19 protein-coding genes are annotated in these 16738 nt (G+C 57.2%); 4 read left to right on the top strand and 15 right to left on the bottom strand.

Annotated features, from left to right (window positions below; genetic code table 11):
* Positions 1-4: 4 nt before the first annotated feature.
* The 4 genes from GYM47_RS04890 to GYM47_RS04875 form a co-directional block, all read right to left on the bottom strand.
* Positions 5-505 carry a gluconokinase gene (locus GYM47_RS04890; protein ID WP_153842461.1) on the bottom strand — a complete coding sequence of 167 codons (501 nt, stop codon included), beginning with the start codon at positions 503-505 and terminating at the stop codon, positions 5-7.
* 57 nt (positions 506-562) lie between these two features.
* A complete protein-coding gene (locus GYM47_RS04885) occupies positions 563-1843 on the bottom strand; it encodes a TRAP transporter large permease (RefSeq protein ID WP_139525344.1) in 1281 nt (426 codons plus the stop codon).
* Positions 1844-1848: 5 nt separating this feature from the next.
* Positions 1849-2475 carry a TRAP transporter small permease gene (locus GYM47_RS04880; RefSeq protein WP_139525343.1) on the bottom strand — a complete coding sequence of 209 codons (627 nt, stop codon included), beginning with the start codon at positions 2473-2475 and terminating at the stop codon, positions 1849-1851.
* 71 nt (positions 2476-2546) lie between these two features.
* Positions 2547-3620 (bottom strand): TRAP transporter substrate-binding protein, encoded by a 1074-nt coding sequence (locus GYM47_RS04875; RefSeq protein WP_153842293.1) that lies wholly within the window; start codon positions 3618-3620, stop codon positions 2547-2549.
* A gap of 308 nt (positions 3621-3928) precedes the next feature.
* Here GYM47_RS04875 and GYM47_RS04870 point away from each other — a divergent pair, with 308 nt between their 5' ends.
* From GYM47_RS04870 to GYM47_RS04855, 4 genes are all read left to right on the top strand, one after another.
* Positions 3929-4378 (top strand): MarR family winged helix-turn-helix transcriptional regulator, encoded by a 450-nt coding sequence (locus GYM47_RS04870; RefSeq protein ID WP_139525341.1) that lies wholly within the window; start codon positions 3929-3931, stop codon positions 4376-4378.
* A 127-nt stretch (positions 4379-4505) separates the two neighbouring features.
* Positions 4506-4931 carry an organic hydroperoxide resistance protein gene (locus GYM47_RS04865; protein WP_153842292.1) on the top strand — a complete coding sequence of 142 codons (426 nt, stop codon included), beginning with the start codon at positions 4506-4508 and terminating at the stop codon, positions 4929-4931.
* Between the two features lie 249 nt (positions 4932-5180).
* Entirely contained in the window at positions 5181-6041 is an 861-nt protein-coding gene (gene yghU / locus GYM47_RS04860; protein ID WP_139525339.1) for a glutathione-dependent disulfide-bond oxidoreductase, read from the top strand.
* 23 nt (positions 6042-6064) lie between these two features.
* Complete coding sequence (locus GYM47_RS04855; protein WP_139525338.1) at positions 6065-6295, top strand: DUF2798 domain-containing protein; 231 nt, start codon at positions 6065-6067, stop codon at positions 6293-6295.
* A 101-nt stretch (positions 6296-6396) separates the two neighbouring features.
* On the opposite strand, the gene GYM47_RS04850 is transcribed toward GYM47_RS04855, so the two are convergent.
* The 11 genes from GYM47_RS04850 to GYM47_RS04800 all read right to left on the bottom strand — a co-directional run bounded on the left by GYM47_RS04850 (position 6397) and on the right by GYM47_RS04800 (position 16693).
* Positions 6397-8508, bottom strand: a complete 2112-nt coding sequence (locus tag GYM47_RS04850; protein WP_231128599.1) for a TonB-dependent siderophore receptor — start codon at positions 8506-8508, stop codon at positions 6397-6399.
* A gap of 153 nt (positions 8509-8661) precedes the next feature.
* A complete protein-coding gene (locus GYM47_RS04845) occupies positions 8662-8979 on the bottom strand; it encodes a DUF6693 family protein (RefSeq protein WP_153842291.1) in 318 nt (105 codons plus the stop codon).
* A 71-nt stretch (positions 8980-9050) separates the two neighbouring features.
* The gene (locus GYM47_RS04840; RefSeq protein ID WP_139525336.1) at positions 9051-9590 is read right to left on the bottom strand and encodes a DUF421 domain-containing protein; all 540 of its coding nucleotides are present in this window, start codon (positions 9588-9590) and stop codon (positions 9051-9053) included.
* 61 nt (positions 9591-9651) lie between these two features.
* Entirely contained in the window at positions 9652-9972 is a 321-nt protein-coding gene (locus GYM47_RS04835; RefSeq protein ID WP_153842290.1) for a hypothetical protein, read from the bottom strand.
* Between the two features lie 54 nt (positions 9973-10026).
* Positions 10027-10965, bottom strand: a complete 939-nt coding sequence (locus GYM47_RS04830) for a lipid A deacylase LpxR family protein (protein ID WP_231125531.1) — start codon at positions 10963-10965, stop codon at positions 10027-10029.
* Between the two features lie 304 nt (positions 10966-11269).
* Positions 11270-11809, bottom strand: coding sequence for a YaeQ family protein (locus tag GYM47_RS04825; RefSeq protein WP_153842458.1), 540 nt, complete (start codon positions 11807-11809; stop codon positions 11270-11272).
* 46 nt (positions 11810-11855) lie between these two features.
* Complete coding sequence (locus tag GYM47_RS04820; protein ID WP_153842289.1) at positions 11856-12563, bottom strand: glutathione S-transferase family protein; 708 nt, start codon at positions 12561-12563, stop codon at positions 11856-11858.
* 37 nt (positions 12564-12600) lie between these two features.
* Positions 12601-13218 carry a LysE family translocator gene (locus tag GYM47_RS04815; protein ID WP_153842288.1) on the bottom strand — a complete coding sequence of 206 codons (618 nt, stop codon included), beginning with the start codon at positions 13216-13218 and terminating at the stop codon, positions 12601-12603.
* A 100-nt stretch (positions 13219-13318) separates the two neighbouring features.
* Positions 13319-14092 (bottom strand): enoyl-CoA hydratase/isomerase family protein, encoded by a 774-nt coding sequence (locus GYM47_RS04810; protein WP_139525333.1) that lies wholly within the window; start codon positions 14090-14092, stop codon positions 13319-13321.
* 109 nt (positions 14093-14201) lie between these two features.
* The gene (locus GYM47_RS04805; protein ID WP_153842287.1) at positions 14202-15050 is read right to left on the bottom strand and encodes a 3-hydroxybutyryl-CoA dehydrogenase; all 849 of its coding nucleotides are present in this window, start codon (positions 15048-15050) and stop codon (positions 14202-14204) included.
* A complete protein-coding gene (locus GYM47_RS04800) occupies positions 15047-16693 on the bottom strand; it encodes an acyl-CoA synthetase (RefSeq protein ID WP_153842286.1) in 1647 nt (548 codons plus the stop codon). The genes GYM47_RS04805 and GYM47_RS04800 overlap by 4 nt, the downstream gene beginning before the upstream one ends.
* Positions 16694-16738 lie beyond the last annotated feature (45 nt).

The raw sequence follows: 16738 nt of genomic DNA, 5'->3' as shown, positions 1-16738 counted from the left end.
TCCTTTAGCCTAATGAGCGGCGCGGCGTGGGCGCGAGCGTAGCGCTAAAACGTTCCACGATCACCGCAGGCGTTAAGCTGATGGGGAGCGTCACGGCTTCGTCTACCTGGGGCGGCTCCAAGTCGGCCAATTGGCTGGCCAACATGTTATCGCCTTTGAAAAAGTGCCCGGCTCGGGTTTCCAAGCGCTTCCGCAGTAGCTCGTGGGTGCCTTCCAGGTACAAAATTCGCAGTTCGCTATCCCCTTTTCGCAAGCGGTCGCGGTAGCGCCGCTTGAGACCAGAGCAGGCAATCACCACCGATTCGCCTCGCGCTTTGAACTCAGCAAACAGCATGGCCAGAGTTGCCAACCAGTCGCGGCGGTCATCGTCGTTTAGCGGTGTGCCGCTGGCCATTTTGGCCACGTTAGCGGGCGAGTGATGATCATCGCCATCGATGAAGGTGGCACCTAGCGTCGCAGCCAACTGCTGACCAATATGCGATTTTCCCGATCCAGAAACCCCCATGACGAGAATGCGATATGAGCCGTTATGATTTGAATCAGTCGTCACACGCGGCTCCTATCAGTTACCGCGCACGGCGGTGAGGTCGGGCAACCAAGTCACGATGCTTGGAAAGGCGATGAGCAGCACCAGCACCACAAGCAGCGCGGCATAGTAAGGCAACATGGCCTTGACCAAAGACTCCATGGAGACTTTACCCACGCCACAGCCCACGTAAAGACAGGTGCCCACCGGCGGCGTGAGTAGCCCAATTCCCAGAATGAAGGCCATGAGCACGCCAAAGTAAGCGGCATCCACACCCACCGAGGTGACGATAGGTGCCAGCATCGGCGCCATGATGACCATGGCCGGGGTCAGATCCATCACGAAACCGACGATCAGAAGCAGGGCCGCCACGATCAGCAGCAGCAAAAAAGGCTCTTCAGTAATCGCCTGTACCTGACGTACCAGGGTTTGCGGGACCATATTGATGGTCAAGAACCAGGCAATCACGGTGGCAAAGGCCAACAGCATCATCACCATACCGGAGAGCCTGGCGGTACGAATCAGCATGCCGACCAGTTCTGAGAGTTTGAACTCACGATACACCAGCAGCGAAATTGCCAGCGAGTAAAGCAGTGCAGCGACCGCCGCTTCGGTGGCCGTAAACACACCGCCAATGATGCCGCCAATCACGATGACCGGTAGCACCAGGGCCAGCCAAGCGTCTTTGAAGGCTTTCCAGAGCACGTCCCAGCGAAATTGCCGCACCCCGCCACCCTGCTTGCTGGCCAGAATGAAGGTGGTGACCATCAAGGCCGCACCGATGAGTAACCCCGGAACGATACCGGAGATGAACAGGCGGCTAATGGACGTTTCCGTTACGATGCCGTACAGAATCAGTGGAATGGAAGGAGGAATGATGATCCCGATCACCGATGAAACGGTATTGATCGCCGTGGCGTTGGCAGCGGTGTAGCCCTGCTGCTTCATCGAGGGAATCATCATCGAGCCAGTGGCCGCTGTATCGGCCACTGCCGAGCCGCTGATGCCGCCAAAGAACATCGAGCCAGTGATGGCCACTTGCCCCAAGCCACCGCGCATGAAGCCGACCAGCGCACCGGCTAACTCCATCAAACGGCGCGCGATGCCGCCGTTACTCATGACCTCGCCGACCAAAATAAAGAACGGAATGGCCAGTAGCGGGAAGCTATTCACCCCACGGATGGACTGCTCGATCAGGATGGAGAGCGGAATATCCGATAGGACGGCCATCACCAGCGCCGCGACTCCCAAACCAAAAGCGATAGGTAAGCCGATGATGATCGAGACCAATAAAATAGCCAGAAAAATCCACAGCATGTCGATTACTCCCCTTGCGCTTTGGTCGATGGGTCGTGTGGTTGAACGATCACGCGTATGCTCATCCATACCCGCCACAGTGACACGGCGGCAATGAAGGCAACGCATAGCACGAGGGAAAGACTCACAAGGCTGAGCGGCACGCCCATGATGGCCGAGCGACCGCTGGAGCGTGACAAGACTTGATAACCACCAAACACCATCACTAGCATCAAACCCGTAATGATCAGGTGCTGCAGGCAGTAGAGCATGTGTGCGAAGCGCAGCGGCAGACGCCGCACCAGCGCATCCACAGCAATATGTTCATAGCGGGCGAACGCGGCCGCCGCACCAATGAAGACCAGCCAAATGAACAGCATGCGCGCCAGCTCATCGACCCAGGGGAGCGAGTGGTTGAACAGCGAGCGGCCCACCACGTTGCTCGACACCGCGACGATCAACGCCACCAAGATCATGCCAATCAGATATTCCATACCCAGCGTTAACCAGCGAAACAGCGCAGGGCCCTGGCGCGTGTCGGTATCGATTTCCAGCAGCTTGCGATTGGGATCGTCCAGGTAAACCGAAGGATCTTCCATGATGGGCGCTGCCAAAGAGGGATCAGCGTTGGGAGGTGTTGAGGAGGATGTCATAAGAACTCCAAGGGCACTGACAAGTCGGGCAGGCACAATGGCCTGCCCGATGGCGCGCTTAATGGTGCGTATTAGTTGCTGGCATCTTCAACGATCTGTTGAATTTCAGCGATCAGATCTTCGCCAATGCGCGGTGCCCACTCTTCATAAACGGGCTGCACGGCGTCTTGGAACGCGGCCAGTTGCTCATCGCTCAGGCGAGTGATTTGCATACCGCGGGCTTCTAACTGCTCACGGGACCAGTCGTCATACTCAGCAGAGAGCTGAATTTCGTACTCGGCGGATTGACGCGCGGCTTCAAGCACCAGCTCTTGGTACTCGGGTGCCATACGGTCCCAGGTACGCTCGGACAACATCATGATGAACGGTGTATAAACGTGACGAGTTTCGGTGCCGTAATCCTGAACTTCGTTGAAGTTGGATGTCAGGATGGTGCTCCAGGGATTTTCCTGGCCATCGACCACGCCCTGCTCTAGGGCAGAGAACAGCTCGCCAAACGCCATCGGCGTGGGGTTAGCACCTAATGCTTCCCAAATCGCCAAGTGCACCGGATTCTGCATGGTGCGCACGCTCAAACCGCGAACGTCCAAACCGGCGACGTCTTCCGGCGATTCGACCGGACGCGCGCTGTTGGAGAGCTGACGGTAGCCATTCTCAGAGAACGTCAATGCTTTCAGGCCGGTACCCTCGAACTTATCCAGCATTTCCTGCGCTACGTCACTCTGCATGACGGCAATGGCGGCTTCACGGCTGGGCAGCAGGAACGGCAGATCAAAAGCAGACAGCTCTTCAACGTAGCCAGTGGTGGCTGAGCTGGAGGGATAGGTCATGTCTAGCGTGCCGGTCTGCAGCATTTCCATCATCTGAACATCGTCGCCCAACTGGCTGTTGGGGAACACGTTGACCGTGATACGGCCTTCGGTGCGCTGCTCTAGAATCTCGCCAAAGTATTGGCTAGAGAGAAACTGCGGGGACGTTTCCGACAAACCAATACCCATACGAAGCGTGTGGCTACCGTGGTCGGCGACGATATCCCCTTCGATGGCGGGCGGATCGGAAAGCTCGGGACTTTGGGCATGAGCCATACCAAAGGTCAGAGTCGTTGCGCCTACCAGAGTAAGCGTGCTGCGCCAAATCGCTGTCATGACGTTATCTCCAAACATTCATTGTTGTTAAATGTTGAGCAGTGGTGTACTGAGATGCTGAGCGTTTATCTGCCACCCGAGCGAGCCGCGTCTTCATTCGCTTTATCGAATAACGCGTCAATATGAATGCTGCGGCTAATCGACGGGTTACGCCTTTTTTGTTACCGGTAACATTCAATAAGCGAAGGCTAGCGATCGCTTGGCGGGGTGTCAAAACAAAACTGCTCACTTACGACCAACGTCTAGGGATAGCCACTCATCGTTTGGCGCGCTACATTACCCACTATGCATTTCGTCTGGGAGTCCACATGCCTGCGTTAGACCCTTGCAGCGAACTTGAGCTCGATCACCAGCTCTGTTTCGCCCTCTATTCAACGTCGTTGACGATGACCAAAATCTATAAACCACTTTTGAAAGAGCTAGGGCTGACCTACCCGCAATACCTCGCCATGCTCGTGCTATGGCAAGAAGATGGCATTACCGTTGGCGCGCTGAGTAAGCGACTGCTGACGGACCCTGGCTCACTCACTCCACTGCTCAAACGCTTGGAGGCGGACCAGCTACTGCGCCGCCAGCGCAGCGTGCAAGATGAGCGCGTCGTCGAGCTCTTTCTCACCGACAAAGGCCGGGCGCTGCGCGAACAGGCTCGCCACATCCCTAGCTGCGTAGTGAATGCCAGTGAGAAATCGGTCGAGGCCCTGACGCAGCTCAAAGAGGACTTAGTACAGCTGCGTGAGAGTTTGCAAAAAGCAAAATGACGACCCGCTTTTTCAATGGGAAACGTTTTTCCGCTCAATTATATTGCGCGCAAAACAAAGCTGGACTAAATTAAAACAGATCATTATCCCAGCATGACCCACTTAACGACCAAAAAAGGAGACGTCTATGTCGATTGAAACGATTGCTTATCGTGCACATGCTCACGCCAAGGGTGGCCGTGAAGGCCATGCCAAGTCCTCCGATGGCGCGCTGGATGTCAAACTGAGCACCCCCAAAGAGCTGGGTGGCGCAGGTGGCGACGGCACCAACCCAGAGCAGCTGTTTGCGGCAGGCTACTCCGCTTGCTTTCTAGGCGCGCTGAAGCACGTGGCCAGCCAAGAAAAAGTCAAACTGCCCACAGATACTCAGATCGATGGTAGCGTAGGCATTGGCGCTATCCCCACGGGGTTTGGGATCGAAGTAGAGCTAAAAATCAGCTTGCCGGGTCTTGAGAAGGACGTTGCGCGGGCACTGGTCGATAAAGCGCATATCGTTTGCCCCTACTCCAATGCCACTCGTGGCAACATCGATGTCACGCTGACACTGGTGTAAAGCCGCTCTCTTTGCCGCCTTGCCAATCGGCAAGGCGGCGACACTGCATCTGCTCTGCGCTTTCTTTTACCCTTGCGGGTCATCCAGACAGCTCCTACCGTCAGTCCCCCTATACGCCCTGTATATTTTTATTTGACGAACACGCGAACTACCCTTGTACCCAGGTTTTACGTCCCCATTAAAAAGACACAACTTAGCAAGCTAGGCAATTGGTACTGCACTTATCACCTGTTCAACAGCGAGGCTATTATGAGCGATACGACCTACACGCCACCGCGGGTTTGGAAGTGGGAGCCGGGCAACGGCGGCAAGTTTGCCAATATCAACCGCCCGGTGGCAGGCGCGACCCACGAAAAGCCGCTACCCGTTGGTAAGCACCCCCTACAGCTCTATTCGTTGGCGACACCTAACGGCGTCAAAGTGACGGTCATGCTCGAAGAGCTGCTTGAAAAAGGCGTCACCGCCGCCGAATACGATGCGCATCTGATTCAAATCGGCGAAGGCGATCAGTTTGGTAGTGGCTTCGTCGAGGTGAATCCCAATTCGAAGATCCCGGCGCTGATGGATCACAGCGTGACCCCACCCCAGCGCGTGTTCGAATCAGGGGCCATCTTGTTGTACCTCGCGGAGAAATACGGAGAGTTCCTGCCGACAGACCCCGCCAAGCGCACCGAGTGTCTCTCTTGGCTGTTCTGGCAAATGGGCAGCGCACCGATGCTGGGCGGCGGCTTTGGACACTTCTACGCCTACGCACCAGAGAAGTACCAATATCCGATCGACCGCTACACCATGGAAGTCAAACGTCAGCTAGACGTGCTGGATCGTCACTTGGCCGACAACCGCTTCATGGCGGGCGATGAATACACGATTGCCGACATGGCAATTCACCCTTGGTACGGCGCGCTGGTTAAGAACCGCGTATACGAGGCGGCCGAGTTCCTAGAAGCGCATACGTACACCAACGTATTGCGCTGGACGGAAGAGATAGATGCCCGCCCCGCAGTACAGCGAGGCCGTATGGTGAACCGCACCTGGGGCGAGCCCAGCGAGCAGCTTCACGAGCGCCATGACGCCAGCGATTTTACTGAAAAAACCGAAGACAAGCGTTGATTCGCGTATTTAGGAAACGCACGATGTTCGATCCGAAATACGCCCAGCTGATATTTTCATGCCTGATGGCGCTATTCATGTCATGCATCATGTCGCTGGTGATTACGTTGTATAACGTGGGCCTCGTCGAGGGAATCGTGATGATTTGGCTCAAAGCGTGGCTGTTTGCCTTTGCCGTCGCGCTGCCGGTCATCAATCTAGTCTCCCCTATCGTGCGGCGTTTAGTGAAGCTGCTGATCAAGCGGCCACACTAACCGTGGCATCACGTCGAGTTCCAAAAAACAACGGGGCCTGCGATGAGCAGGCCCCGTTGTGTATGTGACGTTTCGCCAACGCGCGTCACGCATCGTTTACCTTAAAACTGATAGCGTACGTTGGCCGTGACGCTGCGGCGGTCGCCGTAGCCACAGTCGCCGCCGTCATAACGGCACCAGGAGACGTACTCTTCATCGGTGGCATTTTTCAGGTCCACCGAGAAGTCCCACTCGCCCATAGTGTAACCGACCATTGCATCGTATAGCGTGCTAGAGGGCACCACCGGCGCACCGCCAGAGCCGACGTTGTCACCGACATAGCGCACGCCAGCGCCAATACGCCAGTTACTGCCAACGTACAGGCGGTTCCACCAGGAAGCCTGCTCTTCGGCTACGTAGGGTAACCGCGTGCCGGTACTATCGTTGCTAGCGTTCAAGTTAGTGTAGGCCACCTGGGTCTCAAACTGCTGCCAGCGCTTGTTGACCTGTAGTTCCCAGCCATCGACCACGGCACCTAGCTGTTCGACACCGCCGGGGGTAACGCCGTCGCTAATACGGTTTTGCTGCGTAATATCGAAATAGGCAGCGCTAATGGCCAACGATTGATCAGGAGAGACGTACTTGAAACCAACCTCTTCTTGGTCACCGGTCGTGGGTTTCAACGGACTCGGATTGGCCGTCCCGTCGGTACCCAGGTTCATGGCAAACGCTTCCGAATAGCTCACGTAAGGCGAGAAACCGTTATCGAAACGGTACATCAACCCCACGCGGCCCGTGGTTTCGCCCTCATCGCTGACGGTATCCGGCCCAGACAGCGCCAGCGTCCGGTTCTCCGCCCAGTCACGACGCAGGCCAGCAGACACCACCACCGGCCCTACCTCGATATGGTCGGCTACGTAGATGCCGACCTGCTCGATTTCATTATCCGGACGATCGGTGGGGTTCAATGAATCTAACTGCAAGTTGCCATATTGGGGGTTGTAGACGTTGAACTGACCACCACCACCGGGCACCGAACTATAGTTATCCTGCGACCAGCGGGCGTCCTGACGGTCGACACCCGCAATGAGCGTGTGCTGGGTGTTACCGAGTTCGAACGAGCCTTCCAGACGAGCATCCATATTGAGAATACGCGTTTGGGCATCCGCCGTAAAAATGGTGCGACTGACATTGCCATCCGCATCGGGAATACTGGGAATGTCGACCCAGTGCTCGCGGGTCTCGGTACTGGAGTCGGTATAGCGCGCGGTGGCGGCAAACGCCCAGTCATCGTTGAGCTGATGATCGACGAACAGCGTGGTTTCGGTTTTTTCGCGGTCATAACGATCCCAACCAGGCTCTCCGACGAAGCGTTCCGAGCCAATGAAGCCGAGTGACCCTGGTTCCAAGGTGCCTACTTGGGGAAGAAACTGTGCCGACACCTGCCCCTTGTTCTCCTGACGATTGAACAGCAGCGTGATATGGGTGTCATCGCTGGGGCGCCAGGTAAATGAAGGCGCAAACAAATAGCCATCATCTTCGACGTGATCGACCTGGGTATCGCTATCGCGGGTCAACGCGACGAGCCGATACAGAAACTCACCATCCTCATCAGCGGCCCCCGTCACGTCCATTGCGAGCTGCTTGCGGTCATAAGAGCCATACTGGGCCCATATTTCACCGCTGCGCTCCTCTTGCGGCAGCTTCGAGACACCGTTGATGATACCGCCCAGATCCGCTTGACCGTACAGCATGGAAGAGGGACCGCGTAGCACCTCTACGCTTTCTAGAGCGTATACATTGGTGCGAACCGTATTGTAAGAACCGTATACTTGACGCAGGCCATCCAAATAGCGACCGGCATCCAGCCCGCGCACTTTGGGGCTGTCGCCACGGGTGTCGAAGCCAAAGTTGCCCGCATAGACGCCGGGAGTATAAAGCAGTGCATCCTGAATGTTTTTAGCACCGCTATCCTGAATGAACTCCTGGTCGATGACGGACATGGAGTAAGGCTGCTCGGCCAGGGGAACATCCAACTTGCCTACGCCAGGTTCGTGCTCGGCGTCGCTATAACCAAAGCGGCCTGCAGCGTCTGCAGTCACTTCCACTGTTTCTAAATTGACGCTATCAGACGCATTGTCTTGTGCATTGGCTGCCGATACCGAAGCAGCAGACGCAAGGGCGACCGCAACGCCAAGTGACCGCAGTCGAAAGCTAGGTGTGGTTTTCATCATGTAGATCCCGGAGCGAATATTAATATTAATGATAGTAATTTTTATTCACGCAAATATAGGGAGTTGTACATGGGTTGTCAATGACACACACTCCCCTGCCGATGCTCGGCAGAGGGAGTGTCGTGGCGCTGTTGGGAAGTACAACCGGAGAGATTACTGCAGGCGAGCGTTATTCAGGGCGTAGTTCCACACCCGGTAAAAGTAGAAAATATAACCAAGTCCCAAGGTGAGAAACGAGATCACCATCCATAGAATGATATGCCCCAAATTACTGAAAATATTGATATCGCACACCATTCTCCGCTCGATGCCCGTCGTGTTATCGATCACACGGGTGCGATTGATCACGAAGCGAGCAAACGAATAAGGAAAGAAAAACAGCGCGATGCCAAAGGTAATCAGGGTCAATACCACCCAAATCAACAAATGGCCGATGATGTCCAAAATCGAAAGATCCGCTTTTACGTTCACGGGTTGCCCTTGCACGGTAATAGAAAGAGGGAGCGCAGCGTACCATCGTCGAAGCTCGCCGTGAACGATGACTATCGCTCCCAGCCTTCACACCTAGCCCCTCGCACGCCAGCCAGACTGGACTCATCTGCTCGGCGACTACGCTTCACCACACTCAGCGAGCCATCGGTCTCCAGCACGACCGCCTGGGCAGCGTCGAGGCTGGCTAACCCGCTACTGCGCACGGCAGAGCGAACTTCATCGCGTGTTACCCTCGCCCTGTAGAGCGCGTCGAGCAACAGCTCGCCCTCGTACAGCAGTAAGAGCGGCTCACCGGTGACTACCCGTTTGACCCAGCTCACGCGCACGCTTAGCCACGTAATTATGAACTGTAGAGAAATCAGTAACCCCAACGCCAGCGCCCCTTCGGCCAGCGCCACGTCTTTGGACAACAGTACCGTGGCCAGCGTCGACCCCAACGCCACTGTCACAATCAGATCGAAGGCGTTCATTTTGGAAAGCGTACGGTTGCCTGACAAGCGTAAAAATACGATCAGCACCGCGTAGGCAAGCACGCCTACGATCAGCGTGCGACCTAAACTTTCCCAACTGCTAAAAAAAACCATCTCCATATGTCACTACTCCTAAGTGAAGACATCTATCTCTTCCACTGCTCAGGGTAGCAACCGTGGGTTAGGAGCGCGACGCCCACCACTGGGCGTAGGAGCTATTGTGAGGCGCAAGGCCACCCTCATCAGGCGCGCCATCTTCCCACCATACGGGCCCGCGCTCCCCTAACGCTTCTTTCGCTGCTTGTACCGCTTGACGCGCTTGGCGCAGCGCATGTTCATCTTCCTGTTGCTGAGCGCTGCGTACCGCCCGACGCGCTTTCATCAGCGCTTTGATATGGAGGCGCTTCTCCCCTTCCGAGAGGCGCGGGTCGGTGCAACGCCAAAGCCGATTCTTGGCAACGAAATAGCGGCCATCTGGCGTGTGAGGATACTGATTGGCCATCGCCCTCCCCCTATTAGCCCCTAAAGCCGCGCCCACCGGCTATCGATGAAGGTCTTAAAAGCGTCTGGTGAGTGTTAGTGCGCCAAATTTATCCTGCTCGTCTTGCCCATCGAATTCTCGGGTCCGCTGAACGGCCGCGTAGGTCACCTGCCACGCATCCCAGGCCAGTGCCAACCCGGCAGACGCCTCGGCCACCCATTCGTTGCGATCGACCGAGTGGCTGTTGCGGAAAGTGTTGCCATCGAGCGTCAGGTTTTGCGCCATGTAGTACCCTTCCACGTTCGCAAACAGGTACCACTGCCACCCGCGGGTGCCCTCGAGCTGATGGCGGCTGCCAGGATTGGGCGTTAGCGTCGGCACTCCCTGCGCATCGTCCCCCCAACGCACGCTATAACCCGCGCTGGCGTAGGTATACAAATTACCCAGCGCCGCGCCAACGCTTGGCCCATGAGAAAACTGCTTGCCGGCCAATGGCGCATCATGCCACCACTGGCGGCGCATGGTCAGGTTGAGGATGGCCTCGTCACCCAGCTGGTTACGCCAACCGCGCGGACGGTCGCTGTCGGTCACGCGGTGCACTTCGCGCTGAATACTGTCTGCCAGTGATGAAGGCCCCACCAAACCAACGTCTAGATGCAGATCCGTCGCCTGCTGCCAGCGGCCTACCGCTTTATCCTCGTAAAGCGACACGCCCCCGTACACTAACCCCGCATAGGGGCGGTCGTCTTCGATCAAGTCGCGGCGCTCGATCACATTGGGAGTGTAAATTTGATGTACCAAGCGATACGAGGCGCGATCCGCTTCGCCAATCAGGCTATCGGGTAACGCCACAGCCAAACGCTGGGTCCAGCTTTGCGGCTCGGGGGTAAACATCCAGTTCAGCTCGAAACCGCTGGTAAAGTGACCATCATCACTGCTGGCAAACCCATCGTTTTCGAACTTGATGGACAGCGCACTGTCGTCGGCGGGCGCCACGGCGGGCAGCAGGGTCATAGGCAGCACCAGCGGCAGGATGGCTTTACGGAGACCTCCTGCGTAGCGCTTTTTCTGATGAACAGGGGCGTTACCACGGGCAACGCGGGAACATAGAACAGAGGGCATCATGGCTCATTCCTTGAGTTGAGTGCTGAAGCAGGTAGTCAGGGACACAGGGGAACAACAAACATTGCTGATTGTATGTAATTACACAATTAGATAGCAAGCTACATTGCTTTGTCGCATCCACCGTGCCCAAAAGAAGTCCCTTTCATGGCGGGCAGACCCACCGCCCGACCATCAAAACTTAGCACAAGATGCTTCAACGCTCCCGCAATAGCCACTGCGGGGTGATCTCATGCTGGCCATTTTCATCGGTGATGAACAGCGAACCGTCGCTAACCATGACGGCCCAATTAATCGCACGGGGAAGATCTGCAGCAACGGTGGCCAGCGCCTCTTGCGGCAACCCTGCGACGTGAACATTTTTCAGTGAGGCAACGGCCGGTAGCACCTTACTCTCCCAGATATCGACGCGGCCATACGCCAGCAGGGACACCCGCTCAGCGCGGCGCGAGCACCAGATCAAACGCTCGGCGTCGGGTAGACCGACCTCGATCCAGTGCAGCACTCGGCCATCCAGGCTTTTTTCCCATAAGGCGGGTTCGTCGACATCCGATAACCCACGTCCAAATGCCAGCGATTCGCTGTACCATAGGACATAAGCAATCAGCCGAGCGCATAAACGTTCTTCCGTTTCGGAGGGGTGGCGAGCCACCGTAAAGCGCAGCGTTTCGAAAACGCTGCGGTCCAGGTCGGTCAGGTTAACGTCGACTTTATAAGGGGTAGCGCTCAGCGCCATGGCGAAGGTCTCGTTCGAAAAAGAAGTGGCGCGCAGTGTAGCGGATTTATGGCTCTCCTGCGGCGCTGCGTTCATCGCTAATGAGCGTGGCGTTTTTCACCGTTTCCTCTTCATGCATCGGCTCGCGCCACGTCTCTTTTAAGGCAGCCTCGTACCACTCCTGCATGGCGGGTAGTGCCAATAGGCGCTTTACATAGGCAAGTGAGGCATCGCTTAGCGGCAGGTTGAAGGTTTGTATCCGAAACGCAACAGGGGCGTAAAACGCATCCACCGCAGTAAAGTGCTCGCCTGCCAGAAACGGGCCGCCAAAATGCTCGAGCCCTTCTTGCCACAGCGCATCCAACCGGGCCAAATTACTTTTCAGCCCTGGAGAGAGCGCGTTCATTGTCACGCGAACGCCGCAGTTCATGGAGCATTCATCCCGCAGCGCGCCAAAGCCACTGTGCATCTCAGCACTGGCAGAGCGTGCCCACGCCCGCGCAGCACGTGCCCGAGGCCATACGTTGGAGTGTGTTTCCGCCACATACTCCACAATCGCCAGCGAGTCCCATACGGCCACACTGTGCTCGCTATCCACTAGGCATGGCACCAAGCCAGACGGTGAAAAGCGCTTGAACGTCGCGAGGCTCTCCCCAAAGCCACCCTCGAAAGGCATCAAGTGCTCGTTAAAGGGGATCTCCAGCGCCTTCAGCAACACCCAAGGGCGCAGCGACCAGGAAGAGTAGTTCTTGTTAGCGATATATAGGTCTAACATGCTGCGCTCCTTACGTTGAACATAACAATGAATGGCCCTACCGTGCCGCCTGGACCAGCGTATTCCCTCCGAGTCCCATCAACACACCGCCTCCCATTCGCTGAATCAGCTTGGAAGAGCCGTGAGACGTTTGCAGACATGCACGCAGTGGGCTGGCTAACAGCACTACCACCACATCCGCTGATGAGAACAAAACGTTGGTAGCAATGCCTAACCAAAGGAGCTGCCATGCCACCGGCATGGCGCTGTCGGGCTGCACAAATTGCGGCAAAAAGGCCACAAAGAAGAGCGCCGTTTTAGGGTTCAGTACCTCCACTAAAAAGCTATCGCGCAGTACCCGTCTGGTGGTCGCGAGCGGCAGCTCCTCAGCGTTCGTCCGGATACCTTGTTGCCATAAGCGCACCCCCATCCAAAGTAAATAAATGCCACCGATGACCTTCATCGCAAGATAGGCAGGCGGAATGGCGGCGAACAGTAGAGCCAAACCAAAAGCGGCAGCCACCACATGCACGTAGCAGCCTAAATGCACGCCAGTCACCGCCAACCAGCCTGCGCGCCGACCGCGTCCCAGCGTTTGCGCAGCGGTGTACAACATCGCCGGTCCGGGTAAATAGGCAAACCCCAGCGCGGCGAGAAGAAAGGCAACCCACTCCATCGCGATGACTCCGGCTTATCAAAAAATCGTAAGCCTGAGAATAAAATAAGGGATGACGCAAACGCCACCCCTTAAATGAACCAAACACGAAAAAGAAAACTTAGAAGTTGGGTTTGCGCTTCTCGACAAAGGCGCTCATGCCCTCTTTCTGCTCTTGGCCTGCAAAGCAGAAGGCGAATAGGCTGGTTTCCAGGGCCAGGGCGCTATCGAGATCCTGGTCCATGCCGTCGTGGACGGCTTGTTTGGCACCGCGGACCGACTGCGGGCCGTTGCCCTTCAGCTGCTTGGTGAGCTCTTCGACATAGCTCTCAAGCTCGGCCTGGGGCATCACGCGGTTCACGAGGCCAATGCGCAGCGCTTCCTGGGCATCGATTTTGCGCCCGGTGGTAACCAGATCGATCGCCATGGCGGGGCCGACACGACGCGGCAGACGCTGGGTGCCGCCAAAGCCAGGAATGACGCCTAACAAGACTTCCGGCTGGCCGAAGACGGCGTTGTCGCTGGCGACGGCCCAGTCACAGGCCAGCGCCAGTTCGCAGCCGCCGCCAAGGCAAAACCCGTTGACCAGCGCGACCACCGGCACGGGCAGCGTTTCAAGACGCTTGATGGTACGCAGCGCTTGGCTGGCAAAGGCGCGGGCCTCTTCGGGAGTTTTATCACGCATTTCGGTGATATCGGCTCCGGCTACAAAGGATTTTTCTCCAGCACCGGTAATCAACACCGCCCGCAGGCTGGGGTGCGCTTCGAGTTCGACCAAATGCGCTTCCAAGGCGCTGAGCACGTCGCTGTTCAACGCGTTCAAGGCTTTGGGGCGATTGATGGTCAGGCGCACCACGCCGTCGTTATCAACCTTCTCGATCACTGCGTCGCTCATAGTGGCTCCTTGATTGTTATTGCGCGTAGAAGTGGTAACCACTCAACCCTAGCGAACGCTTGGTTGGGTGGCAATCACTTCTTTTGTCGCGCTTCGACCCAGCCGCTGGCTACTCGTAGATATAGAACCCACGGCCGCTCTTACGCCCCAGGTAGCCTGCGGCCACCATGCGTTTGAGCAGCGGGCAGGGGCGGTATTTCGGGTCGCCAAAGCCTTCCTGCAGCACGTCCATAATCGCCAAGCACACATCCAGGCCGATCAAATCCGCCAGCGCCAGCGGCCCCATGGGGTGCGCGGCACCTAGCTTCATGGCGTCATCGATGGCTTCCGGTGTCGCGGTGCCCTCCTGCACGATAAACGCGGCTTCGTTGATCATCGGCACCAGCAGGCGGTTCACGGCAAAGCCCGGCGCGTCGCCTACCGGCACGGCGGTTTTGCCCAACGCTTTGGCCAGCGCTTCGATGCGCTCCACGGTGGCATCCGAGGTCTGCTCGGCGCGAATCACTTCCACCAGCTTGAGTACCGGCACCGGATTGAAGAAGTGCATGCCCACTACCCGCTCAGGGCGCTCGCACACCGCGGCCAGGCGGGTGAGTGACAGCGAAGACGTGTTAGAGGCCAGAATGGCATCGCTGCTCAGATGGCTGAGATCGCGAAACAGTTTCTCTTTCAACGCAGGCTGCTCGGGGGCAGCTTCGATAATCACGCTGCAGTCGCTAAGCGCATCTAGCGCCGTGGTGGTCGAAAGCCGAGCCAGCGCCTCCTGTTTGCCCTCAGCGGTCATCTTCTCTTTGGTAACGAGCTTCTCGAACCCTTTATCGATCGCGCTCTTGGCGCGGGTGAGCTGCTCGTCGGCGACATCGTACAGCCGCACGTTAAAGCCACTGGCCGCGACCACCTGGGCAATGCCCTGCCCCATGGTGCCTGCGCCTACGACGCCAATCCGTTGTTCGCTCATTTCGACTCCCCTGGCTGGTGCTGTTTGGCTTCTTCACGCAGCACGAATTTTTGAATTTTGCCCGTGGACGTTTTCGGCAGTTCGCTAAACACCACCGTTTTCGGCACTTTAAAGCTCGCAAGATGCTTACGGCAGTGGGCGATAATATCCGCCTCGGTGACTTCGCCGTAGCCTATTTTCAATTTGACGAACGCACAGGGCGTTTCGCCCCACTTGTCGTCCGGCTTCGCGACCACGGCGGCCTCTTCCACCGCGGGATGGCTGTAAATGGCATCTTCCACTTCGATGGTAGAGATGTTTTCACCGCCGGAGATGATGATATCTTTCGAGCGGTCTTTGATCTCGATATAGCCATCGGCATGCCATACCGCCAAGTCGCCCGTGTGGTACCAGCCGCCCTCCAGGGCTTTTTCCGTCGCCTCGGCGTTTTTGAGATACCCCTTCATCACGTTGTTGCCGCGCATCAAGATTTCGCCCATGGTTCGGCCATCTTTTGCAACCGGTTCTAACGTCACCGGGTCGGCCACGCAGAGCGCTTCCAGCATGTGGTAGCGCACCCCTTGGCGGGCTTTGATTTTGGCACGGGATTCCAGCGGCAGCTCGTTCCACGCCTCGCGCCAAGCGCACACGGTCACCGGGCCATACACCTCGGTGAGCCCGTAAACGTGGGTCACTTCGATGCCCAGCTTTTCCACCCCAGCAATCACCGAGGCGGGCGGCGCAGCCCCTGCGGTGGTCACTTTCACCGGATGATCGAACACCCGCTTTTGATCGGCGGGCAGGTTGACCAGCCCGTTGAGCACGATAGGCGCACCGCTGAAGTGGGTGACGCTCTCTTCGGCGATCAGGTCGGTGATGCGTTTGGGGTCGACTTTGCGTAGGCACACGCTGACACCGGCATTGGCGGCAATGGTCCAGGGGAAACACCAGCCGTTGCAGTGGAACATCGGCAGCGTCCAGAGATAGACAGGGTGATGGGGCATGGCCCACTCGAGAATGTTACTCACCGCGTTCAGGTAGGCGCCGCGATGGTGATACACCACCCCTTTGGGTTTACCGGTGGTACCCGACGTGTAATTGAGTGAAATGGCCTGCCACTCGTCGCTGGGCAGTTGATAGGCGTACTCAGGATCTCCCTCGGCCAGCAGCGACTCGTACTCCAGCTCGCCGATGCCTTGGGTCTCGCCCAGGAATTCCGGGTCGGCCACGTCGATGATCAGCGGCTTGCTTTCCAATTTGGCCACCGCCGCCTGAATCACCTCGGCAAACTCAGGATCCACTAGAATCGCTTTGGCTTCGCCGTGGGCCAGCATGTAGCCAATCGCGTCGGCATCGAGACGAATATTCAGCGTATTCAGCACGCAGCCCGCCAGCGGCACGCCAAAGTGCGCCTCGAACATGGCGGGAATATTGGGCAGCATGGCGGCCACCGTCTGCCCTGGCTGAATGCCACGCTTTTCCAGCGCCGAGGCAAGCCTTCGGCAGCGCGTCCAGGTCTCTGCCCAGGTACGGCGCGTCGTGCCATGCACCACAGCCGGATAATCGGGATAGATGGCCGCCGAGCGCTCGATAAAGGTAAGTGGCGAGAGCGGCACATGGTTGGCAGCGGTTGGCGGTAAGTCTTGTTCAAAGATGGAGGTCATGATCGGTTCCTGCACTCTTGGTTTTATTATTGAAGATCTTAGTAT

Origin of the sequence: Vreelandella piezotolerans (assembly GCF_012427705.1) — a bacterium.
In the GTDB taxonomy this organism is placed as follows: Bacteria; Pseudomonadota; Gammaproteobacteria; order Pseudomonadales; family Halomonadaceae; genus Vreelandella; species Vreelandella piezotolerans.
Note: the sequence above shows the minus strand (reverse complement) of the source record. Positions and strands in the feature narration are given on the sequence as shown.